Below are 22,875 nucleotides of genomic sequence, written 5' to 3'. Positions count from 1 at the left end.
TTTCAGGAGGTGCAACGCGGCACGCGCCGCCCCGGTTCCCGTCACGACCGCGTGCGCGGGCCGGGGCGCCGGCGGGGTGGTCAGCCGCCCTCGCGCATCCGGCGCTTGCCGAGCGTGCGCAGCCGGAGGGCGTTGAGCTTGATGAAGCCCGCGGCGTCGCGATGGTCGTACGCGACCTTGCCCTCCTCGAAGGTGACCAGGTCCTGGTCGTAGAGGGAGTAGGGCGATTTCCGGCCGGTGACCGTGACGTTGCCCTTGTAGAGCTTCAGCCGCACCGTCCCGGAGACCATCTCCTGGCTCTTGTCGATCAGCGCCTGAAGCATCTCCCGCTCGGGCGCGTACCAGAAGCCGTAGTAGATGAGCTCCGCATAGCGCGGCATCAGCTCGTCCTTCAGGTGGGCGGCGCCGCGGTCGAGGGTGATCGACTCGATGCCCCGGTGCGCCTGCAGCAGGATCGTGCCGCCCGGCGTCTCGTAGACCCCGCGCGACTTCATGCCCACGAAGCGGTTCTCCACCAGGTCGAGCCGGCCGATGCCGTTCGCCTTGCCGAGCTCGTTGAGACGGGTGAGCAGCGTGGCCGGCGACATCCGGACGCCGTCGATCGCCACCGGGTCGCCCTTCTCGAACACGATCTCGATCTCGGTCGCCTTGTCGGGGGCGGCCTCCGGCGAGATCGTCCGCATGTGGACGTATTCCGGCGGCTCGATCCAGGGATCCTCGAGCACCTTGCCCTCCGAGGAGGAGTGCAGCAGGTTGGCGTCGACCGAGAAGGGCGCCTCGCCGCGCTTGTCCTTGGCGATCGGGATCTGGTTCTTCTCGGCGAAGTCGAGGAGCGCCTCGCGGCTCTTGAAGTCCCACTCCCGCCAGGGCGCGATCACGGTGATGTCCGGCTGCAAAGCGTAGTAGGTGAGCTCGAAGCGCACCTGGTCGTTGCCCTTGCCGGTCGCCCCGTGGCAGACCGCGTCGGCGCCGACCGCCCGGGCGATCTCGATCTGCCGCTTGGCGATCAGCGGCCGGGCGATCGAGGTGCCGAGCAGGTACAGGCCTTCGTACACCGCGTTGGCCCGGAACATCGGGAACACGAAGTCGCGCACGAACTCCTCGCGGAGATCGTCGATGAAGATCTCCTTGATGCCGAGCATCTCGGCCTTCTTGCGCGCCGGCTCCAGTTCCTCACCCTGCCCGAGGTCGGCCGTGAAGGTCACCACCTCGCAGCCGTAGGTGACCTGCAGCCACTTCAGGATGATGGAGGTGTCCAGCCCGCCCGAATAGGCGAGCACGACCTTCTTGACGTCACGGGCGGCCATCGCGGTCTGTCCTGCTAGGGGGAGGAGAATGCGGCGGCACTCTTAGCCGGAACCGGACGCGAGGTGAAGAGGGGGAACCTGCACGCCTCCCCTACCCCGGCGGCGGTGGCCGACCGGTGACGCGGGCCCCGAAGGCGGCGAGCCGCCGTTCGAGCCGCGCCCCCGCGTTAGGGCCCATGCGGACCAGGAAGATCTCCCGCACGCCCAGGATGACCAGGAGCGTCAGCGACCAGGCGAGCAGCACGTCCGAGAGGTAGTGGCCCCCGAAGGCGATCCGGTTCACCGAGATGACGAGGGCCCACAGGAAGGCCGCGATCGCGGTCCGCCGCCGCCAGGCGACCGGCACCGCGAAGGCGACCGCGACCAGCCAGAAGGAGGCGGAGGCTTCCGCGGACGGGAAGGAGCAGTCCGTCAGGCACCCGCCCCGCCAGTCCCACGGGATGTCGAACGGGAACGTGCCCCCGAACAGGTCGGTATCGCGCGGCCGCGGCCGACCCCAGTATTCCTTGAGCACCAGGTTGACCATCAGCCCCGGACCGAGCGCCATCGACCCCGCCAGGAACAGAAGCCGACGGATCTCCAGGGCGCTCACGCGTGCGGGAGCGAACACCTTGGCGAGGAACAGGACCACCAGCACGGCCACCGCCAACCGGGTGACGATCCGGCCGGCCAGCCGCAGCGCGATCAGCCAGGGATTGTCGGCCGCCGGGAAATGCCGGTCGACCACGAAGAGCCCGGTCACCGCCCGGTCGAGTTCCGGCACGAGCACGAACAGGAGCGAGAGCGTCCCGGTCAGCAGCAATGCGGCGAGGAGTGGGCGCTCCTCGACCCTGGACAGCCATCTGCGGCGGGATTCGGGCTGGTCCGCCGCGTGCGGCGCGGGTCGGTCGTGTCCCATAAGGGCTCCTGCACATGTTCACGGTGGCGTAGGCTTCGGCCAGAGTGAGACCCGTAACGCGCGAATCGGCCAGGAGGGCCCATGCCGTCATCCACCCCGACGCCGTCGCTCGACTTCTGGTACGAATTCGCCTCCACGTATTCCTACCTCGCCGCCCAGCGCATCGAGGCCGCCGCCGAGGAGGCCGGCGTGGTGGTCACCTGGCGTCCCTTCCTGCTCGGCCCGATCTTCGCCGCGCAGGGCTGGAATACCTCGCCCTTCAACCTCTATCCCGCCAAGGGCCGCTACATGTGGCGCGACATGGAGCGGCTCGCCGGCGCCATGGGCGTGCCGCTGCGCCGCCCCTCGCCCTTTCCCCAGAACGGCCTCCTCGCCGCCCGCCTCGCCCTGATCGGCGCCGAGGCGGGCTGGATCGCCCCCTTCACGCGCGCCGTCTACACCGCCGAGTTCGGCGAGGGCCGCGACATCTCCAAGCCCGAGACCCTGTCGGCCGTCCTCGCCGGCCTCGGCCTCGACCCTGCCCCGCTGATCGCCCGCGCCCGCGCCGACGAGGCGGTGAAGAACCGCCTGAAGATCGAGACCGAGCAGGCCCAGCGCCTCGGCCTTTTCGGCGCCCCGAGCTTCGTCACCGCCGACGGGGAGCTGTTCTGGGGCAACGACCGGCTCGAGGCGGCGCTGGCCTGGGCCGCCCGCGCGCCCGGTCCCTCGCGTCGCGGCTGAGCCGCCTTTAGTCCGTCCCGGGCGCCTCGTCGTCGACCGTGTGCTTCTGGATGAGCGGCACCTGGCTCATCGCGAACAGGAACGTGATGATCGGGAAGCCGAAGAGCTTGAAGCTGACCCATGTCGATTCTGCGAAATTGCGCCAGACGATCTCGTTCACCGCCGCCATCACGACGAAGAACAGGCCCCAGCGGAGCGTCAGCTTGCGCCATCCCTCTTCCGTGATCGTGAAGGCGAAGTCGAAGACCTTGGCGAGCAGCGACTTGCCGAAGGCCAGCCCGCCCAGCAGCACGACGGCGAAGAGCGTGTAAACGATCGTGGGCTTCACCTTGATGAAGCGCTCGTCGTGCAGGTAGATGGTCAGGCCGCCGAACACCAGCACGATGACGAGTGTCACCACCAGCATGACGGGCACGTGCCGGGTCGCGACCCAGGACGCGACCGCAGCCCCCACGGTGGCGACCATGAACACCACGGTCGCGGTGAAGATCTCGGTGCGGTTGTAGGTCACGAAGAAGACGACGAGCGGACCGAAGTCGATCAGCATCTTCGCCCAGGTGGGCAGGGCCTTGCGCGGCGGCGCGGTCTCGGTCATCGGGTCTCGCGGTCACGGGGTGCGTTGCACCATGGTAGGAAACCCAGCGCGCCCCGGCAACCACCCGCCGCCGATGCGCCGGCCGGCCGCTTCGGCGTCCGGCGCGAATCGCCTAGTCTCGCCCCGACCATCGACCCGGACACCCGCCCTTGCTCGCCGAACTCGCCCTCTATGTCGCGAGCCCCTGTCCGGCCGACCACCGTCGGCTCGGCCACCTCTCCGCCGCCGTCAGCCTCTGGTCGCGCGCGACCCGCTGCGCGGCCGCCTGGGCGCCCCACTACGCCCGCTGCCGGGCCGTGGTCGAGCGCGCCGTCGCGGACCTTCCGCGCCGGCGCAAGGCGGTCGTGCTCGGCTCCGGCCTCTGCCGCGACGTGCCGGTCGAGCGGCTGGCCGCAGCCTTCGAGACGCTCGTCCTCGTCGACGTCGTCCATCTCGCCCCGGTGCGCTGGCGCCTCAGCGGCCTGCGCAACCTGCGCTTCGAGCACCGGGACCTGACCGGCACGACCGATCTCCTGCTCGGCCGCTCCGACCGGGTCGCCGACCCGCTGGCGGCCCTCGCCGAGGACCCGGACATCGACCTCGTGGTCTCCGCCAACTGCCTGAGCCAGCTCCCGCTCGGGCCGCGCGCGGCGCTCGCCCGCGGCCGCTCGCAGGCCGCGTTGCCCGCCGACCTCGAACGCCGCATCCTCGCCGCCCACTGGGACGGCCTCCGCCGCCTGCCCGCCCGGGTCTGCCTCCTCACCGACACCTGCTGCCGAACCCAGGACCGCGCCGGGCGCACCCTCGAGCGGCTCGACCTCGTCCCCGGCCTCGACCTGCCGCCGACGGACGAACGCTGGGACTGGGCGCTCGCCCCCCTCGGCGAGGACGGGCCCGACCACACGCTCGTCCACGAGGCCCGCGGCTACCCGGACCTGGCGGCGGCCCTGAAGGTCCCCGCGCGATCGCCGGCCCGGCCGCGCCTTCGCCCGGTCCCTTGACCGCGCCTCCGAACTGTCCCAATCCCCGGGCAGCAAGGGAACGCGAGCCTCCGGCGGGAGGCGACGATCTGAGAGGCGCGCGGCATGACGGACAGCACCGGACCCACGGCTCCCGCCCCGGCGGGCGACCCCGCGCCGGGCGGCGTGCGACCCAAGGGCCGGGGCCGCTTCGGCCTGCTGGCCGGACTGGTGATCGCCGCCGTGGCGATCTGGTCGGGCGTTTGGGCCTATGCGCGCCAGACCCTGGCGGAAGCGGTCGAAACCCAATTGGCCGCCCTGGCGGACAACGGCCTCGTGCTCGGCTGCGCCGACCGGTCGATTGTCGGCTACCCGTTCCGCCTGGAACTTCGTTGCGCGCGCTTCACCGTCGAGGACCGACGGTCCGGCGCCACCGCCGACCTCGGCCCGGGCCGCGGCGTCGCCCTCCTGTACCGGCCGAACCACATCATCCTGGAATTCGACGGGCCGGGGACGGCCACCGACCCGCGCGGCGGCACGCTCCTCGCCTCCTGGCGCCTCCTCCAGGCGAGCCTGCGCTTCTCCGACGGGGTGCTGACGCGCGCGTCCCTGGCGGTCGACGGCCTCGACGGTCGCTTCGAAGGCCCGGGCCTCCAGAGCGTCGCCGTCAAGGCGACCCACGCCGAGATCCACGGCCGCCCGGAAACCCCGGACGCCGGCTTCGACCTCGCGGCCGACATCCGGGCCGGCAGCCTGGTGGTGGACGGCCGCCGCATCGGGCCCGAGGCCGTGGACCTCACGGCCGATACCGAGCTCGTCCGCCTGCCGCCCGAGGCTGAACCCGGCCTGCCTGCCTTCCTGGCCGCCTGGGCGGCCAACGACGGCCGCCTCGACATCCGTTCGATCCGCCTCGCCTCCGGCAAGCTCGCCGTGGAGGGCCGCGGCGCCATGGCGCTGGAGCAGACCGGCTTGCTGACCGGCATGCTCAAGCTCGTCGCCACCGGGCTCGAGTCCGTCAACGACCCCAAGGCGACCGGGGCCTCGCCGCCGGCCGACCTCGCCGTCATGGCGAGCGGCTTCCTGCTTTTCGGAAAGCCCGTGAAGGAGGGGCCCGTGCCGGGTCGCTCGATCGACTTCGTGATCGAGCAGGGCCGCATGAAGCTCGGCGCCGCGCCGCTCGGCCGCCTGCCGCCCCTGTTCCGGCCGCCGCAGGGCTGAGGCCCGATCAGCTCCCGAGCCCGAGGCGCCCCATCTCGCGCGCCATCATCTCGAGGCCCCGCCGGGCCGCGCGTCGCAGCGCCAGCCACCCGGCGACGTCGGCGGCAACCAGCCGGGCGCGCGGCAGCATGCCGCCGAGGTCAACCGCCACGGTGCCGATCTCGATCCGGTCGCGCCAGAGGGGATCGATCATCGGGTGGTCCGCCGTCGCTAGGCTGTCCGCGCCCGCGAAGCCGGGCACCGCGAACAGCCGCTCGGTCGCCGCGATCATCACCTGCACGCCCGGCGAGGCCGGGGCCAGGTCCTCCGCGAAGGCCGTCTTCCACGGCCAGGTCCGCCCGCCGCTCGACAGCCGCACCACCGCCGCCACGAGTCGCCCGTCGAGCCGGATGCGGTCGATCGCCACCGCCCCCTGACCGGCCAGTCCGTCGATTGCCGCCCGCGCGAAGGCCGCGACCTCGGGAAGCCCCGCCATGGCGGTCCCGGCGCGCCCCTTCCATCCGGAGGCTTCCAGGGCCAGGAAGGCCTCGAAGGCCTCCCGGACCGCGTCGGGCGCCGTCACCACGTCCGAGCACGCGTCCCCGCGCTCGGCGAGCCGGCGCCAGAGCCGGGCCGTCTCCTTCCGTCGCTTCCGGTCGAAGGCGCGCGCCGCATAGGTGTCCCAGTCCTCGCCGCCGGCGAGCGCCGCCCGCGCGTGCCGCCCGGCGATGTGGAGCGCTTGGCCCGCCCGGTCGGCCACCGCCTCCAGAGCCCGAAAGACCGGACCGTCGAGCCGCATGTCGCGAACCGCGATCACGTTCGCCCGGGTGGCCTGATACTGCAGGATCGCCGTCCAGAAGGTCTCCTCCGCGCCGGCGGCGACGAGCGGCGTGCCGAGCGGCGCATACTCGTTGCACCACAGCGTCGGTACCGCCCCGGTGAGCCCGGAGGCGAGGCGGCCCGCCACGACCGGCGCGAGGCCGACCAGCCGGCCGTCGGCCGACCGGACCGTCGCGATCTCGGCCGAGGGAGCAAAGCAGGCGAGTTGCGGCAGCAGGAAGTCGGGCGTGAGGAAAACGTTCGGCTCCCCGGCCCCGGCCGCGAGGCGGCGCCAGTCCTCGACCAGGACCCCGGCGTCGGCGGACCGGATGATCTCGACGGTTTCGGCGCCTGGGGGCGGGGTCGCGGGGACGGCGAGGGCCAAGGGGGGACTCCGGTTCTGCCCGCAGGATCCTACCGGCCGGCTGTTAAGATTGGAAAAAGACCGGAGGGTGCCGGATCGGGTGTCAGGCCGGGGAAGGCCTCAGGCCCCGGCGGCCAGGGCGGGTCGGGCCTCGAGGACCGTCCGGTAGAGCTCCCGGACGCTGTAGGGCTTCACCAGCCAGTCCGCGAAGACGCTCGGCAGGCGATCCGGCCTGGACCGTCCCGTGACGGCGACGAGCGCCGCGCCGGCCGTGCCGGCCTCTCCGGAGAGCCGCCGCGCCAAACCCTCGCCGTCGCCGTCCGGCAGGCCGAGGTCGATCAGCACCACGTCGTAGGCCGACTTGCCGGCCGCTTCGACGGCCTCCTCGGCCGATCCGGCGACCGTGCAGGCCGCCCCGAAGCTCTCCAGCAGGGTGGCGAGCAGCCGGCGCCCGATCTCGTGGTCCTCGACGGCCAGCACCCGCATCGCGCCGCCCGGCGGCGGCGTGTCCCTGTCGACCCGCGGCACCCGCTCGTCCTCCTGCATGCCTGATCGCCCCGCCGACCGTATCGCCCTCCGTTTAAGTCTTCGCTAAACCGGGACCACGAGACCTCCCTCGAGACACCGGAAGACCCATGACCTTCGCCGAGACAGGCACCACCGTCCTGCCCGTCTTCGGGCTGATCGCGATCGGCTTCGCGGCGTCCAAGCTCGGCGTCGTCCGCGACGTGGTCGGCGAGGGGCTCGGCGAATTCGTCTACGTGATCGGCATCCCGGTCCTGATGTTCCGCACGCTGGCGACCGCGACCTTCCCGCCGCTTTCGCCCTGGCCGCTGTGGATCTCCTACTTCGGCGGCGTCCTCGTCGCCTGGAGCCTCAGCGCGGTCGTCGCCCACCGCCTCTACGGCCGGTCGCGCACCGAAGGCGTGATCGCCGGCGTCTCCGGCTCCTTCTCCAACCTGGTCATCGTCGGCACGCCGCTGATCGTCTCCGCCTTCGGCGAAGCCGGCGCCGTACCGCTCTTCATGCTCGTCTCGGTGCATCTGCCGATCATGATGGTCGCCGGCACCCTCCTGACCGAGCGCGCGATCCGGATCGACGGCGGCCAGCAGGGGCCGGTCGACGTTCCGAAGGTGCTGAAGGCGATCGGCCGCAACCTGGCCACCAACCCGCTGATCATCGCCCTGGTGCTGGCCGCGGCCTGGCGGACCGGCGGGCTGCCGCTCGAAGGCCTGCCGCGCACCATCGTCGACCAGCTCGGCGCCTCGGCCCTCCCCGCGGCCCTCTTCTCGCTCGGCGTGGGGCTCCGCCGCTACGGGCTCTTCGGCGAACTGCGGCTCGCCCTCCCGGTGATCGCGATCAAGCTCCTGCTGATGCCGGCCGTCGTCTACCTCGTCGCCTCCCGGGTCTTCGATCTCCCGCCGCTCTGGGTCTCGGTCCTGACGGTCTCGGCCGCCTGTCCGGCCGGCGTCAACGCCTACCTGTTCGCCGTCCGCTTCAACGTCGCGCACGGCACGGCGTCGAACATCATCGGCCTGTCGACCGCACTCGCCGTCTTCTCCGTCACCTTCTGGCTGGACCTCGCCCGCCCCTGACCGCTCAGGCAAGCCCGACCATCCGCCGGATGTCCTCCGGCCGGGCACCGGCCTCGCGGAGCGCCCGCAGGCTCGTGTCGCGCTGCGACTTGGAGAGCTTCCGGCCGTTCTCGTCGACGATCAGCCGGTGGTGCCGGTAGACCGGCGCCGGCAGTCCGAGCAGGACCTGCAGGAGCCGGTGCACCGAGGTGGCATGGAAGAGGTCCTGCCCGCGCACCACGTGGGTCACGCCTTGCGCGGCATCGTCCACCACCACCGAGAGGTGATAGCTGGTCGGGATCTCCCTGCGGGCCAGGATCACGTCCCCCCACCGGGCCGGATCGGTCGCGACCACGCCCGTCTCGCCCGCCGGCCCCGATCCGTGTTCCCGGAAGACCGGAGGCCCGCCGGCCGTTGCCAGCGCCTCGGCCATCCGCAGGCGGTACGCGAAGGGTCGCCCCGCGGTGATCAGCGCCGCCGCCCGGTCCGGTTCCATTGCGCGGTCGTCGCCGGGGTAGAGCGGTGCCCCGTCCGGGTCGCGGGACCAGGGCCGGCCGGCGGCCTCCGCGGCCTCCACCCGCGCCCTGATCTCCCCCCGCGACAGGAAGGCCGGATAGACGAGCCCCCGGTCCTGCAGGATCCCGAGCGCGGCCCGGTAGTCCTGGAAATGCTCCGACTGGCGGCGCACCGGCTCCTCCCAGCGGATCCCGAGCCAGGCGAGGTCCTCGAAGATCCGCTCCACGTAGTCCGGCCGGCAACGCGTGACGTCGATGTCCTCGATGCGCAGCAGGAAGCGCCCATCCGCCGCCTGCGCCGCCTCGTAGTCGACGAGCGCCGAATAGGCGTGCCCGAGGTGCAGCTCGCCGTTCGGGCTCGGCGCGAAGCGGAAGACCGGCCGGCTCACCTTGGCCCGATCCTGACATGCCGGATGCATTCGTCCCGGGTGCCGTCGGCGCCTCTCAAGACGTGGCCGCATCTCGACTTGGGTGGCTTCTTCGATTTCAAGCTTTCGCCATATTCCGGCCCAGGCCGGGCCACCTTGACTCCGGATGATCCCACCATGGCTTCGGATGGATCGGCCCGGTGGTTCTGACCGGTTTATTCAGCCCCCCAGCCCCCCGGACGGAGGCTGCCGGGCCGAGCCTTCCGAAGACACGACCCCCATTATTCGACGCCAGAGGTCGAAACCTAAAGGGCCCCGCGGGGCCCTTCTTGTTGACTCCGGGTCGCCGGCCTCACTGCAGGATGCGCGTACGGTCGATCTTGAAGAGCTTCTCGTCGACCGGCTGGTTCACGACCGTGTTGTAGATCGCCACCGACGTGTCGTAGCCCTGCGCGTCCGTCACCGTCCACTGCTTGAGATCGCTGGTCTTGCGGTCGAACACCATGGTGAGCCGGCCGTCGCCGAAGACCGTGGACTGCTCGAGCACGATCGACACCAGGTCGGGCTCCACCGAGACGCGGGTCACCGTGGCCTCCGACGTCAGGTCGAGCTGGTCGGCGAGCAGGAAGCGCAGCGGCGTCTTGGACAGCGGATAGAGGTCCTGCGTCTGGTTCTTGCGGTCCTTGACGACCACGTCGGTCGCGTCGGCGACGATCTCGAGCGTGGCGGGCTTGGCGTATTGGAAGCGGATCTTGCCCGGCTTGGCGAGGTAGAACTGCCCCTCCGTGCGCTGGCCGTCCGGCCCGAACTGCACGAAGGACCCGGACATCGTCCGGATCGCGTTGAAGTACTTGTTGATCCCCTGGACGGCCTCCTTCTGGGGCGGCGACAGCTTGGCCGGCTGCACCGCGGGCGTGCTGCTCGAGAAGGGGTTCAGCGAGAACGGCACCTCCACCTTGGACTGCGCGCCGGCGGCGCCGGGGATGAGCGCCAGGGCGAGCGCGAGGCCGGCGAGGCGCACGGAAGATTGGACCATGGATCGTCTCCTCGTCAGGCGGAGGCGGGCGCGTCCGAATCGGGCGCGCGCGGCAGGGCATTCTCCACCAAAGTCGGCCGCTCTTCTACGCGCTCCCCATGGCGAGACGGTGGCCTCGCGGCCCTTCAGCCGTCGCCGCCCCCGCCGCCGATCAGGATCTCGCGCTTGCCCGAGTGGTTGGGCGGCCCCACGATGCCTTCCTTCTCCATCCGCTCGATCAGCGAGGCGGCGCGGTTGTAGCCGATCTGCAGGCGGCGCTGGACATAGGACGTCGAGGCCTTCTTGTCCTTGAGCACCACCGCCACCGCGCGGTCGTAGAGGTCCTTGGAATCCTCGAGGCTGCCCTCGTCGCCCGCCCCGGCCTCGTCGACCTCCTCCTCCCCGGCCGTGATCGCCTCCAGGTACTGCGGCTTGCCCTGCCGCTTGAGATGGACGACCACCTTCTCGACCTCGTCGTCGGCCACGAAGGGCCCGTGAACGCGCTGGATGCGGCCGCCGCCGGCCATGTAGAGCATGTCGCCCTGCCCCAGCAGCTGCTCGGCGCCCTGTTCGCCGAGGATGGTGCGGCTGTCGATCTTCGAGGTGACCTGGAAGGAGATGCGGGTCGGGAAGTTCGCCTTGATGGTGCCGGTGATGACGTCTACGGACGGCCGCTGCGTCGCCATCACGATATGGATGCCGGCCGCGCGCGCCATCTGGGCGAGACGCTGGATCGCGCCCTCGATCTCCTTGCCGGCGACGATCATCAGGTCCGCCATTTCGTCGACCAGGACCACGATGTAGGGCAGCGGGTCGAGCGCCAGCTGCTCCTGCTCGTAGATCGGCTCGCCGGTCTGGCGGTGGAAGCCGGTCTGCACCTCGCGGGTCAGCACCTCGCCCCGCGCTTTCGCCTCCGCGACCCGCGCGTTGAAGCCGTCGATGTTGCGCACGCCGAGCTTCGACATCTTGCGGTAGCGGTCCTCCATCTCCCGGACCGCCCACTTGAGCGCCATGACGGCCTTCTTGGGGTCGGTCACCACGGGGGTGAGGAGGTGCGGGATGCCGTCGTAGACCGACAGTTCCAGCATCTTGGGGTCGATCATGATCAGCTTGCACTGCTCGGGCGTCAGCCGGTAGAGCAGCGACAGGATCATGGTGTTCATCGCGACCGACTTGCCCGAGCCGGTCGTGCCGGCGACCAGCAGGTGCGGCATGCGGGCGAGGTCGACGATCACGGGCTCGCCCCCGATCGTCTTGCCGAGGCAGAGCGCCAGCTTGTGCTTGGTCGTCTCGAAGTCCTGCGAGGAGATCATCTCGCGGAAGTAGACGGTCTCGCGTCGCTGGTTCGGCAGCTCGATACCAATCACGTTGCGGCCCGGCACCACCGCGACGCGGGCCGAAATGGCGCTCATGGAGCGGGCGATGTCGTCCGCGAGCCCGATCACCCGCGAGGACTTCACGCCCGGCGCCGGCTCGAGTTCGTAGAGCGTGACGACCGGACCGGGCCGCACGTGGATGATCTCGCCCTTCACCCCGAAGTCGTCGAGCACGCCCTCCAGGATGCCGGCATTGCCCTCGAGAACGTCCTCGGAGAGCTCGGCGGCCGGGCCGGTCCGGCGCGGCTCGGCCAGGATCGAGACCGGCGGGAACTGATAGGGCGCCCCGTCCGGCCGCTCGTGCCGCTCGGTCTCGCGCGACGGGCGCTTCACCTGCGCCATCGGCCCGTACATCTGGTCGACCGGCACCCGCTTGTCCGCCCCCGGCCCCGGCGCGCCGGCGCGTTCGGCGGCCAGCGGCCGGGCGACCGGCGGCTTCGCGACCGGCTGGCGCGCCTGCGGCCGGCTCGGCAGCCCGGGAGAGGGCTGGGGCGCCTCGTAGGAATCCTCCTCGTCGTCCTCCACCGGCTCCTCGAAGCGCGGCTCCGGCTGACGGGCCACGCGGCTGTCGTCGCGCGGCGCGAAGCGCACCGGCGGCGCCTCGTCGTAGGCCTCCGGCCCCTCGTCCTCCGCAGCCTCGGGTCCCTCCCAGCGCTCCTCGTCGCGCCCGATGCGCGACGCGGGCCCGCGCAGGGGACGTGGCATCTCGATGCGCGGCCCGCGCACGGTCGGCTCGAGCCGCCGGATGGGCTCCGGCTCCGGCTCGTCGTCGACATCGTCGTCTTCGTAGACGGCTTCCGGGGCCACAGGGGCGCGGCGCGCCGGCTCCGGTGCGAAGCCCGGCTCCAGCCGCGGCGGCCGCCCGCGCAGGGCGACCGGGCGATAGGCCTCCTCGTCGTCCTCCACGGCAGCGTCCGGCGCCCGCCGGGCCAGCATCGCGCCGAGCGGGGCGCCGTAGCGCCGCGCGTCCAGGAAGCCGCCGCGCCGTCCGACGAGCCGCATCAGGTTGGCGCGCGCCACCAGCACCCAGTGGTGCAGCATGGCGAGGGGCATGAACCGGCTCTCCTCGCCGTCGTCCTCTTCGTCGTCGAAGTCCCGGGCGAGCGCCCGGTCGCGCGGGCTGGCCCGCCCGGGCACCCGGCTCCAGCCGATCGCCACGGCGTTGGCCAGGATCGCCGCCGCCCCGAAGCCGAGGAGGCCGAGGAAGCGCCCGAACTCGACCGAGCCGGCCAGCGCGACCGGCAGTCGCATGATCATGTCGCCGATGACGCCGCCCAGCCCGACCGGCAGCGGCCAGCCCTGCGCCACCGGCAGGCCCGCCAGCGCCGCGGCGGTGAGGAGCGTCCCGCCGCACCAGGCGACCAGGCGGCCGCGCGTCATCTCCGCGCCGCCGCGGGCGAGCAGCCGCCAGCCGATGGCGAGCGCCGGCAGGAGCGCCACCGTGGCGGCGAGCCCGACGAGCTGCATGGCGAGGTCGGCCACCACCGCGCCCGGATAGCCGAGCAGGTTCCGGGCCGGCGCCTGGGTGGCGTAGCTGTAGCTGGGGTCGGTCACCGACCAGGTGGCGAGCGCGGTCGCGACCGCCGCCGTGGCCCCGATCACGCCGACGCCCAACAGGCCCGCCACGTTGCGGGTGAGCATCTGCCTCAGGTCGGTATCCGCCGTCAGGCTGCCGGCGTCGGTTCTCGATGACCGCATGTCGTGCTTCCTCATTCCGAAGGATGTCCGGGCGGGGCGAGCACGGCCGCGATGCGGCGGAGCCCCTCCTCGGTGAGTGCGAGGTCGTCCACCATGGCGACGCGCAGGAAGTCCGCGCCCGGGTTGCGGCCGTCAGGGCCCGCGGCGGCCAGGTAGCCGCCCGGGACGGTGCGCACCCCCGCCTCCCGCCAGAGCGCCAGGGCGGCGTTCTCGCCCCCGTCCCGCCCGTCGGCCGCCAGGTGCCCCACGTCGAGCCACAGGAAGAAGCCGCCCGGCGGCGTCACGGCGCCGAAGCGCGGGCCGAGGATCCGCTCGGCCGCCTCGTACTTGGCGTTGTAGAGCCGGCGATTCTCGATCACGTGGACCTCGTCGGCGAGCGCCGCGACGGCCACGGCCTGGACCGGGTTCGGCACCTGCGGGGCCGCCATGTTTCGGAACGCCGCCCAGCGCTGCAGGAAGGCCGGGTCGCCCGCCGCGAAGCCGCAGCGCAGGCCCGGCAGGTTGGAGCGCTTGGAGAGCGAGTTGAAGGCCACCACGCGGTCGAAGCCGCCGTCCATCGCGGCCGCCGCTTCGAGCACGCCCGCCGGCGGCCGGTCCCGGTAGATCTCGGAGTAGCACTCGTCCGCGAGCAGCACGAAGTCGTGCCGGCGCGCCAATTCGATCAGGCTCTGCCAGCCCTCGCGCGACACCACCGCCCCCTGCGGGTTGGCGGGCGAGGCGAAGAACATCGCGACCGTGCGGGCGAGGAGCGCCGGGTCGAGCGCGTCCGGGTCCGGCAGGAAGCCGGTCGCCGCGCCGGCCGCCACCAGCACGGGTTCGCAGCCCGCCGCCACGCAGCCGGCCGCATAGGCCTGGTAGAAGGGGTTGGGCACCAGGATGGCGGGGTTCGGCACCGACTTGGCGGTCGACATGCGCGCCTCGAGCGCCGCAAAGAACAGGCCTTCGCGCGAGCCGTTGAGCGGCAGCACCATGGTGGCCGGATCGATCCGCCCCTCGATTCCGTAGCGCCGGCCGAGCCAGCCGGCGACCGCCGCCCGGAACGCGTCCGTCCCCTTGATGGCAGGGTAGCGCCCGAAGCCGTCGATCTCGCCGGCGAGGACCGGCCCCACGAAGCCCGGCACCGGATGCCGCGGCTCGCCGACCGCCATCACGATCGGCGGCTTGCCGGGCTGGATCCCGGCCACGAGATCGTTCAGCCGCTGGAACGGCGAGGCGAACACCGCACGGCCGGCGGCAGGGGAGGTCGTCGGAACGGGACCGGACGCGGACATGGGCAAGGGGACCTTGTTCGAGGTGAGGCTAAGGCGGACGGGTAAAGGGGCTGTTAACCAAGCCGGTCGGCTTTGCCGCATCGACGAGGAATTCGCGAACACGGGCGGGCGCCGCGGTCCAGGGGTAGCGCCGTGGCCGGTGACCCGCAAGCAACGGCCCGCACGCAAAGAAAAACCCCGGACGGAAGACCGTCCGGGGTGAAGTGGCCGTCATCGCGGACCGGAGGGAGGAGGACCCGGCAGCGCGAGGGAACCGACGGCTCAGTTGTAGGCACGCTCCCCGTGGGTGGCGATGTCGAGGCCCTCGCGCTCGGCCTGCTCGCTGACGCGCAGCCCGAACAGGACCTTGACCACCATCAGGGCGACCAGCGAGACCACGCCCGACCAGACGACCGAGACGGCGACCGCCTTGACCTGAGTGACGAACTGGCCCGCGATCGTGTACTCGCCGACGCCGAAGCCGCCGAGCGACGGCGCCGCCACCACGGCCGTGCCGAGGGCGCCGACGATGCCGCCGACGCCGTGCACGCCGAAGACGTCCAGGCTGTCGTCGTAGCCGAGCATCGCCTTGAGCGAGACCACCGCCCAGAGGCAGACCACGCCCGCCACCGCGCCGAGCACGATGGCGCCGCCCGCGCCCGCCAGGCCCGCGGCCGGCGTGATCGCGACGAGGCCAGCGACGGCACCCGAGACCGCGCCGAGCAGGCTCGGATGGCCCTTGGTCATCCACTCGACGAACATCCAGGCGAGCGCCGCGGCCGCCGTGGCCACGATGGTGTTGAGGAGCGCCTGGGCGGTCAGGCCGTTGGCCTCCAGGTTGGAGCCGGCGTTGAAGCCGAACCAGCCGACCCAGAGCAGGCAGCCGCCGATCAGCGTCAGCGTCAGGTTGTGCGGCGCCATGTTGTCCTTGCCGTAGCCGATGCGCTTGCCCAGCACGAGGCAGCAGACGAGGCCCGCAATGCCCGCGTTGATGTGCACCACCGTGCCGCCGGCGAAGTCGAGCGCGCCCATGCCGTAGAGGAAGCCCGAGGGCGAGTCGGCCGGCGCGGACGGGCCGCCCCACCACCACACCATGTGGGCGATCGGCAGGTACGAGAAGGTGAACCACAGGACCAGGAAGGCGAGCACGGACGAGAACTTCATCCGCTCCGCGATGGCGCCGATGATCAGCGCCGGGGTGATCGCCGCGAAGGTGAGCTGGAAGATGACGAAGGTCAGCTCCGGGATGTAGACGCCCTTGGTGAACGTCTCCGCGGCCGCGTCGATGCCGACGCCCTTCAGCATCATCTTGTCGAGAGTGCCGATGAAGGGCGTGAGCGCCGTCGCGTCGCCCGGCGTGCCGGCGCCCGTGAAGGCGAGCGAGTAGCCGTAGACGACCCACAGGATCGAGATCAGGCTGAAGCCGACGAAGACCTGCATGAGCACGGAGAGGATGTTCTTGGCCCGGACGAGGCCGCCGTAGAAGAGGGCGAGGCCGGGGACCGTCATCATGACGACCAGGATGGTGGAGACCAGCATCCAGGTCGTGTCGCCCTTGTTGATGTTGGGCGCCGCGGCGGCGGGCGTCTCGGCGGCGGCCTGCGCCAGGGCGGCGGCGGTCGAGAGGGCGAGGACGCCGACGGACACGGACGCGGCCTTGGCGGCCGACGAGATCCGGTCGAGGGAGCGGACGAGAGTCATCTGCAACTTACTCCTTAGGATGTCTCAAAGCGCCTCGACGTCAGTCTCGCCCGTGCGGATGCGGACGGCCTGGTCGATTCCGTAGACGAAGATCTTGCCGTCACCGATCTGGCCGGTCTTGGCGGCGGATGAAATCGCGTTGACCACCTTGTCGACCTGGTCGGACGACACGGCCACCTCGATCTTGATCTTGGGCAGGAAGCTCACCGCGTATTCGGTGCCGCGGTAGATCTCCGTGTGCCCCTTCTGCCGCCCGTAGCCCTTGACCTCGGTCACGGTCAGCCCCTGCACGCCGATCGTGGTGAGGGCGTCGCGCACCTCGTCCAGCTTGAACGGCTTGATGATGGCCATCACGATTTTCATCTGGTCTTTCCCGTTTCCTGCGCCCGCCGGGCGGGCCACTCCGGCGCCCGGCGCCGTGGATTGAGTTCGGCGACCGATCCGCTGAGCGCTCTGCCTCCGGTGGTAGCTGTGGAATCAAGGTCCGTGCCAGTTTCGCCGATGCGGCTCAAATCGTTGGCGTGACTTTCGAATTCGGGTCCGCGGATACGTCGGAGACGCAGACCGTGCCCAAACATGCCTAAAAAGGCGGCAGAGAGATCGGGACTGCGGAGGGCATCCCCGTCACGGTCCCAATCGAGTGCCCAAAAAATGCTCAGATACACTGCAAGGGACGCAACGTCCCGGCCGATCCTGCGGGACTGCCAGTGATCACCGATTAGGCAAGTCGTCCTTCGGGACGGTGCGGCGCACCATCCCCTCCTGCGCCGTCGAGGCGATCAGGACGCCGTTGCGGTCGTAGAGCGACCCGCGGTTGAAGCCGCGGCCGCCCGAGGTCGACGGGCTGTCCTGGGCGTAGAGGAGCCAGTCGTCGAGCCGGACCGGGCGGTGGAACCACATCGCGTGGTCGAGGCTGGCGAGCTTGAGGTCGCGGTCGAACACCGACCGCCCATGGGCGAACAGCGCGGTGTCCAGGAGGGTCAGGTCGGACGCGTAGGCGAGCACGGCCGCACTGAGCCCGGGCACGTCCGGGATCGGCCCGGTCGCCCGCACCCAGACATACTGGCTCGGGGCCAGCTTCTCCCGGCTGACGTAATGGCGCGGATCCACCGGCCTGAGCTCGATCGCCCGCGCCCGTTGCCAGTAGCGCTTCACGGTCTCTGGCGCGTCCTGCAGGACGCTCGCCAGCAGGTCCTTCTCGCTCGGCAGGTCCTCCGGCTGCGGCACCTCGGGCATCGGGATCTGGTGGTCGAAGCCCGCCTCGGCGCGGTGGAAGGACGCCGACATGGAGAAGATCGCCTCGCCGTGCTGCACCGCCAGCACGCGCCGCGTCGTGAAGCTGCCGCCGTCGCGGATCCGGTCCACCTGGTAGACGATCGGCACGGCCGGATCCCCGGGCCGCAGGAAATAGCCCTGCAGCGAATGCACCGGCCGGCCTTCCACGGTCCGCGTGGCCGCCACCAGCGCCTGCCCGATCACCTGCCCGCCGAAGACCCGCTGCCAGCCCACCTGCGGAGAGCGCCCCCGGAAGAGGTTCACCTCGAGGGGCTCCAGGTCGAGCGTCTCGATGAGGGTCTCGACAGCTGTCGGCATGGGACCTCGCGGGGAGCCGGGGGCGGAGCCCGAGAGTTAGACGAGGCCCGCGCCGCCGTCGAGACCGTGCCCCCCGTCCGGGTGCCGTCCGCACGCGTAAGTGCTATGAGGGGCGCGACCTGGAGGAGAGCACCATGCCGGAACGGTTCGATGTCGTCGTCGCGGGGGGCGGCTACGTGGGCCTGTCGCTCGCCCTGGCGCTGAAGAGCGCCGACCCGGGCCTCGCCGTCGCGGTGGTCGAGCCGAAGCCGCGCGAGGCGATCCGCCGCGACGGCCGCGCCTCCGCGATCGCCGCCGCCGCGCGCGCCATGCTGGAGCGGCTCGGGGTCTGGAGCCGGATCGCCGCCGAGGCGCAGCCCATCCTCGACATGGTCGTCACCGATTCGCGCGTCTCCGACGCGGTCCGCCCCGTCTTCCTGACCTTCGGCGGCCGTCTCGAGGACGGCGAGCCCTTCGCCCATATGGTGCCGAACGCCGCCATGGTGGGCGCCCTGCTGGATGCCGCGGAGGCGGCCGGGGTCGTCCTCTTCGCCCCCGACTCGGTCGCGGACTTCACCCTGAAGACGAGCGCCGCCGAACTCCGCCTCGCCTCGGGCACCCGCCTCGACGCCGCCCTGCTGGTCGCCGCCGACGGCGTGCGTTCGCGCCTGCGCGATCTCGCCGGCATCCGTACGGTGAACTGGGACTACGGCCAGTCCGGCATCGTCACGACCATCGAGCACGAGCGCCCTCACGAGGGCCGGGCGGAGGAGCATTTCCTGCCCTCCGGCCCCTTCGCGATCCTGCCTCTGCCGGACGATGCGGCCGGTCGCCACCGCTCCTCGCTGGTCTGGTCGGAACGCCGCGACGAGGCCGACCGCCTGGTGCGCGGCGACGACTTCACCTTCTCGGTCGAGCTGGAGCGCCGCTTCGGCCGCCACCTCGGCGCCCTCCGGCAGGCCGGCCCGCGGCACGCCTATCCGCTCGGCCTCACCCTCGCCCGCGCCTGGGTCAAGCCGCGCTTCGCGCTCTGCGGCGACGCCGCCCACGGCATCCACCCGATCGCCGGCCAGGGCCTCAACATCGGCTTCCGCGACGTGGCGGCCCTCGCCGAGGTCGTCGTCGAGGCGCGCCGCCTCGGCCAGGACCCCGGAGCCCTCGACGTGCTCTCCCGCTACGAGCGCTGGCGCCGCTTCGATGCCTTCGAGATGGGCGTCGTCACCGACGTGCTGAACCGCCTCTTCTCCAACGACCTCGGGCCCCTGCGGGTGGTGCGCGACATCGGCCTCGGCCTCGTCGACCGCCTTCCGGCCCTGAAGCGTCGCTTCATCCGCGAGGCGGCCGGCATCGGCGGCGACATGCCGAGGCTCCTGCGCGGCGAGCCCATCTGACCGGCGCTCAGGCCCGGGCGAGATCGCGCCGGAGCGCCTCGATCTCCCCGGTCAGGACGGTCGCGTCCCCGAGCGCCGAGGCGAGCACGATGGCGCCCTGCCACCGGGCCAGCGCGCTCCGCGCCACCGCGGGCGGATCCGCGGCCCCGGCACCCGCGAGCTGGGCCTCGAGCCAGGCCCCCATCAGGGCGAACACCGCCGCGGCGCCCGCCTCCCCCGCCTCCCGGGGGAACTCCCGTGCCGCCCGCGCGATCGGGCAGCCGCGCGCCACCCGCGAGGCCGTCGATTCAGCCAAGAGGTCCACGAAGGCGCCGATGCGCGCCCGCGGCTCGCCGTGGCGCCGTTCGATGCCGGCGAGCGCCGCCGCCGCCTCGGCCACGAACAGTCCCGCGACCGCACGGCCGAGATCGCTCTTCGCCCGGAAGTGATAGAAGACGTTGCCGACCGGGACCGACGCCTCCCGGGCGATGTCGGCGAGACTGGCCGCCTCGTAGCCGCGCGCCCAGAAGAGGTCGGCCGCGGCGTGCACGAGGCGTTCCCGCGTATCCCGGCGATGAACCATGCCGAGCCCCCCTTGGCAGGACGGCAACATTCTCCGCTCCTGCGCGCCGCTGCGCAAGGCTGCAAGGGATTGCATGACGTAGCGGGGGGACTTCCCGCAGGCTGCCGAGGCGCCTACTCTCGCGCCATGACGACCGTTGTCTACCGGCTCGGCGCGACCGGGATCGAGGTCCGCGTCGCCGACATCACCACGCTGGCGGTCGACGCCATCGTCAATGCCGCCAACGAGAGCCTGCTCGGCGGCGGCGGCGTCGACGGGGCGATCCACCGGGCCGCCGGGCCGGACCTGCTGGCCGAGTGCCGGACCCTCGGCGGCTGCCCGACCGGCGAGGCACGGCTGACCGGCGGCTACCGTCTTCCGGCAGCCCACGTCATCCACACCGTCGGCCCGGTCTGGCGGGGCGGCGGCGCCGGCGAGGCCGGCCTGCTGGCCGCCGCCTATCGCAACGCGCTCCGCCTCGCCGCCACGCATGGCCTGCGCAGCGTCGCCTTTCCGGCCATCTCGACGGGCGTCTACGGCTACCCGGCCGGCCTCGCCGCCGACGTCGCCGCCGCCAGCGTGCGCGCGGAGGCCGCGGGTGGCGCCTTCGACAGGATCGTGTTCGCCTGCTTCTCGGACCGCTCCGCCGCCGAGCACCGCCGCGCCCTGGAGGCGCTCGGCCTCTCGCCCGACCCGCCCTGACGCTCTCCGCACGCCCCGGCGCTTGCCGCCGCGTCGAAAAGCCCTTAAGCGCGAGGCTCCCCGCCACCCGTCCGGGAAGCTCGCCGATGCGACGTGGACTAGCCGCCGTCCTCTCCCTCCTCACAGGACTCGCCCTCGCGGCCCCCGCCCCGGCCTCCGAACCCGCACCCCGCCCCTTCGCCCGCGACCCGGGCGTGGAGGCGCGCATCGACGCCCTGCTTGCCCGCATGACGCTCGCCGAGAAGGTCGGACAGCTTCGCCAGGGCGGCTACGCGGTCGGCTTCGACGTCGAGCAGGCGCGCAGCGGCATCATCGGGTCGATCACCAACCCGGTCGACCCCTACGAGATCGCCAAGATCCAGAAGGCCGCGCGCGAATCCCGGCTCGGCATCCCGATCCTGATCGCCAACAACGTCATCCACGGGTTTCGCACCCTGTTCCCCGTGCCCCTCGGGCTCGCCGCCACCTTCGACCCGGACCTCGTCGAGACGGCGTCCGAATGGGCGGGCCGGGAATCGGCCGCGGTCGGCCTGCATTGGACCCTCGCCCCCATGGTCGACCTCTCCCGCGATCCGCGCTGGGGCCGCGTCGTGGAGGGACCGGGCGAGGATCCCCACCTCGCCGGCCGCATGGCCGCCGCGCAGGTGCGCGGCTTCCTGAAGGGCGGCATCATGGCGTCGCTGAAGCACTACGCGGGCTACGGGGCCGCCGAGGCGGGGCGCGACTACAACTCCACCGAGATCGCCCCCAACACCCTTCGCGACCTCTACCTGCCGCCGTTCCGGGCCGGCGTCGAGGCCGGCGCGCTCAGCGTGATGTCGGCCTTCAACGCCCTGAACGGCACGCCCGCCACCGCCCACAAGGGGCTCATCGACGGTATCCTCAAGACCGAGTGGCGCTTCGACGGCTTCGTTATCTCCGACTGGGACTCCGTCTGGGAGCTGATCAACCACGGCCACGCCGCCGATTTCCCCGATGCCGCCCGCAAGGCGATCCTGGCCGGGCTCGACGTCGAGATGGCGGGCGACATGTTCAAGACCTCGCTGGCCGCCGAGGTCGAGGCCGGCCGGGTGCCGCTCGCCCGCCTGGACGAGGCGGTCCGGCGCGTCCTCAGGGTGAAGGTCCGCATGGGCCTCTTCGACCGACCGGACCCGGACCCGGCAGCGGCCGCCGCCAAGCTGTTCACCCCGGAGGCGCAGGCCACCGCCCGCGCCGCCGCGGTCGGCTCGATGGTACTGCTGAAGAACCGGTGGGACGTCCTGCCCATCGCCCCGACGGTCAGGCGCATCGCCGTCGTCGGCAGCCTCGCCGATTCCCCCGCCGATCACATGGGCTCCTGGGGCGCCGACGGTCGCCAGGACGACGCCGTGCCGACCCTCGGCGCCTTGCGCGCCCGCGCCGGATCGGCGGTCGAAATCACCTATGCGCCCGGCTGCAAGCCCGATTGCCGGACCGACGAGGGCTTCGCCGAGGCCGTCGAGGCGGCCCGCCGCGCCGACCTCGTCGTGGCCGTGCTGGGCGAGCCCTGGTGGCTCACCGCCGAGGGCACCTCGCGCACGCGCCTCGGCCTGCCCAACCGCCAGCAGGCGTTGCTGGAGGCCGTCGCAGCGACCGGCAAGCCGGTCGTCCTGGTGGTCCTCGCCGGCCGGCCGATGGCGATCACCTGGGCGGCCGAGCACGTCGACGCGATCCTGTACGCCTTCAGCCCCGGCACCATGGGCGGACCGGCCATCGCGGACGTCCTCTTCGGCGACGCCGCGCCCTCCGGCAAGCTGCCGATGACCATGCCCCGGGCGGTCGGCCAGATCCCGCTCTACTACAACCACCTGCCGACAGGGCGCCCGCCGACCGGCGACCATTACTCGTCGAAATACATCGACGAGGAGGTCACGCCCCTCTACCCGTTCGGCTTCGGCCTCTCCTACACGACCTTCGCGTATGCCGACCTGAAGGTGCCCGCGACGGTGCGCCCCGGCGACACGCTCCAGGTCAGCGTCGACGTGACCAACACCGGCCGCCGCGCGGGCTCCGAGGTGGTGCAGCTCTACGTCCGCGACCTGGTCGGCACCAAAAGCCGGCCCGTGAAGGAGCTGAAGGCCTTCCGCAAGATCGCGCTCGCCTCCGGCGAGACGCGGCGCGTGCGGCTCGACGTCCCGGTCGCCGACCTCGGCTTCCATCTCGACGACGGGCGCTATGTGGTGGAGCCCGGACGCTTCCGGATTTTCGTCGGCGGCAGCTCGACGGCAACGATGTCGGCCGATTTCGACCTCGCGGCGCCCTGACATTTCGAGCCGCCTTCCCTAAAAGGAACCGACCGGACGCTGCGATTGAGGA

The 22,875-nt window shown here is 71.9% G+C and carries 20 protein-coding genes; 7 read left to right on the top strand and 13 right to left on the bottom strand.

Annotated elements, in window-relative coordinates:
• Nucleotides 1–80 precede the first annotated feature (80 nt).
• Entirely contained in the window at nt 81–1,307 is a 1,227-nt protein-coding gene (locus WBG79_RS16660) for an argininosuccinate synthase (protein ID WP_337358311.1), read from the bottom strand.
• Between the two features lie 91 nt (nt 1,308–1,398).
• On the bottom strand, nt 1,399–2,205 hold the full coding sequence (locus WBG79_RS16655) for a phosphatase PAP2 family protein (protein ID WP_337358310.1): 807 nt from the start codon (nt 2,203–2,205) through the stop codon (nt 1,399–1,401).
• Between the two features lie 81 nt (nt 2,206–2,286).
• On the opposite strand from WBG79_RS16655, the gene WBG79_RS16650 reads away from it, so the two are divergent.
• Nucleotides 2,287–2,925, top strand: a complete 639-nt coding sequence (locus WBG79_RS16650) for a 2-hydroxychromene-2-carboxylate isomerase (RefSeq protein ID WP_337358309.1) — start codon at nt 2,287–2,289, stop codon at nt 2,923–2,925.
• A 7-nt stretch (nt 2,926–2,932) separates the two neighbouring features.
• Here WBG79_RS16650 and WBG79_RS16645 read toward each other — a convergent pair whose 3' ends face one another.
• A complete protein-coding gene (locus WBG79_RS16645) occupies nt 2,933–3,520 on the bottom strand; it encodes a septation protein A (protein ID WP_337358308.1) in 588 nt (195 codons plus the stop codon).
• A 149-nt stretch (nt 3,521–3,669) separates the two neighbouring features.
• Here WBG79_RS16645 and WBG79_RS16640 point away from each other — a divergent pair, with 149 nt between their 5' ends.
• The gene (locus WBG79_RS16640) at nt 3,670–4,500 is read left to right on the top strand and encodes a hypothetical protein (protein WP_337358307.1); all 831 of its coding nucleotides are present in this window, start codon (nt 3,670–3,672) and stop codon (nt 4,498–4,500) included.
• An 84-nt stretch (nt 4,501–4,584) separates the two neighbouring features.
• Nucleotides 4,585–5,676, top strand: a complete 1,092-nt coding sequence (locus tag WBG79_RS16635) for a DUF2125 domain-containing protein (protein WP_337358306.1) — start codon at nt 4,585–4,587, stop codon at nt 5,674–5,676.
• A gap of 7 nt (nt 5,677–5,683) precedes the next feature.
• Here WBG79_RS16635 and WBG79_RS16630 read toward each other — a convergent pair whose 3' ends face one another.
• Together WBG79_RS16630 and WBG79_RS16625 are read right to left on the bottom strand one after the other, a co-directional pair.
• Nucleotides 5,684–6,859 (bottom strand): GNAT family N-acetyltransferase, encoded by a 1,176-nt coding sequence (locus WBG79_RS16630; protein WP_337358305.1) that lies wholly within the window; start codon nt 6,857–6,859, stop codon nt 5,684–5,686.
• Between the two features lie 99 nt (nt 6,860–6,958).
• Complete coding sequence (locus WBG79_RS16625) at nt 6,959–7,384, bottom strand: response regulator (RefSeq protein ID WP_337358304.1); 426 nt, start codon at nt 7,382–7,384, stop codon at nt 6,959–6,961.
• Between the two features lie 89 nt (nt 7,385–7,473).
• On the opposite strand from WBG79_RS16625, the gene WBG79_RS16620 reads away from it, so the two are divergent.
• Nucleotides 7,474–8,433 (top strand): AEC family transporter, encoded by a 960-nt coding sequence (locus WBG79_RS16620; RefSeq protein ID WP_337358303.1) that lies wholly within the window; start codon nt 7,474–7,476, stop codon nt 8,431–8,433.
• 4 nt (nt 8,434–8,437) lie between these two features.
• Here the strand turns inward: WBG79_RS16620 and gluQRS are convergent, their stop codons facing one another.
• The 7 genes from gluQRS to tesB form a co-directional block, all read right to left on the bottom strand.
• Nucleotides 8,438–9,316 (bottom strand): tRNA glutamyl-Q(34) synthetase GluQRS, encoded by an 879-nt coding sequence (gluQRS, locus tag WBG79_RS16615; RefSeq protein ID WP_337358302.1) that lies wholly within the window; start codon nt 9,314–9,316, stop codon nt 8,438–8,440.
• Nucleotides 9,317–9,647: 331 nt separating this feature from the next.
• Nucleotides 9,648–10,331, bottom strand: a complete 684-nt coding sequence (locus WBG79_RS16610) for an outer-membrane lipoprotein carrier protein LolA (RefSeq protein WP_337358301.1) — start codon at nt 10,329–10,331, stop codon at nt 9,648–9,650.
• A 125-nt stretch (nt 10,332–10,456) separates the two neighbouring features.
• The gene (locus WBG79_RS16605; protein WP_337358300.1) at nt 10,457–13,384 is read right to left on the bottom strand and encodes an FtsK/SpoIIIE family DNA translocase; all 2,928 of its coding nucleotides are present in this window, start codon (nt 13,382–13,384) and stop codon (nt 10,457–10,459) included.
• 11 nt (nt 13,385–13,395) lie between these two features.
• Nucleotides 13,396–14,655 carry an aminotransferase class I/II-fold pyridoxal phosphate-dependent enzyme gene (locus tag WBG79_RS16600; RefSeq protein ID WP_337358299.1) on the bottom strand — a complete coding sequence of 420 codons (1,260 nt, stop codon included), beginning with the start codon at nt 14,653–14,655 and terminating at the stop codon, nt 13,396–13,398.
• Nucleotides 14,656–14,916: 261 nt separating this feature from the next.
• Complete coding sequence (locus WBG79_RS16595) at nt 14,917–16,335, bottom strand: ammonium transporter (protein ID WP_337358298.1); 1,419 nt, start codon at nt 16,333–16,335, stop codon at nt 14,917–14,919.
• 24 nt (nt 16,336–16,359) lie between these two features.
• On the bottom strand, nt 16,360–16,698 hold the full coding sequence (locus WBG79_RS16590; protein WP_337358297.1) for a P-II family nitrogen regulator: 339 nt from the start codon (nt 16,696–16,698) through the stop codon (nt 16,360–16,362).
• 348 nt (nt 16,699–17,046) lie between these two features.
• Nucleotides 17,047–17,928 carry an acyl-CoA thioesterase II gene (gene tesB, locus WBG79_RS16585; RefSeq protein ID WP_337358296.1) on the bottom strand — a complete coding sequence of 294 codons (882 nt, stop codon included), beginning with the start codon at nt 17,926–17,928 and terminating at the stop codon, nt 17,047–17,049.
• 134 nt (nt 17,929–18,062) lie between these two features.
• Here tesB and WBG79_RS16580 point away from each other — a divergent pair, with 134 nt between their 5' ends.
• Nucleotides 18,063–19,298 (top strand): ubiquinone biosynthesis hydroxylase, encoded by a 1,236-nt coding sequence (locus WBG79_RS16580; protein ID WP_337358295.1) that lies wholly within the window; start codon nt 18,063–18,065, stop codon nt 19,296–19,298.
• A 7-nt stretch (nt 19,299–19,305) separates the two neighbouring features.
• On the opposite strand, the gene WBG79_RS16575 is transcribed toward WBG79_RS16580, so the two are convergent.
• A complete protein-coding gene (locus tag WBG79_RS16575; protein ID WP_337358294.1) occupies nt 19,306–19,860 on the bottom strand; it encodes a TetR/AcrR family transcriptional regulator in 555 nt (184 codons plus the stop codon).
• 126 nt (nt 19,861–19,986) lie between these two features.
• On the opposite strand from WBG79_RS16575, the gene WBG79_RS16570 reads away from it, so the two are divergent.
• Nucleotides 19,987–20,541, top strand: a complete 555-nt coding sequence (locus WBG79_RS16570; protein WP_337358293.1) for an O-acetyl-ADP-ribose deacetylase — start codon at nt 19,987–19,989, stop codon at nt 20,539–20,541.
• Nucleotides 20,542–20,627: 86 nt separating this feature from the next.
• A complete protein-coding gene (locus tag WBG79_RS16565) occupies nt 20,628–22,823 on the top strand; it encodes a glycoside hydrolase family 3 N-terminal domain-containing protein (RefSeq protein ID WP_337358292.1) in 2,196 nt (731 codons plus the stop codon).
• Nucleotides 22,824–22,875: the final 52 nt, after the last annotated feature.

The organism is Prosthecomicrobium sp. N25 (assembly GCF_037203705.1).
In the GTDB taxonomy this organism is placed as follows: Bacteria; Pseudomonadota; Alphaproteobacteria; order Rhizobiales; family Ancalomicrobiaceae; genus Prosthecodimorpha.
Note: the sequence above shows the minus strand (reverse complement) of the source record. Positions and strands in the feature narration are given on the sequence as shown.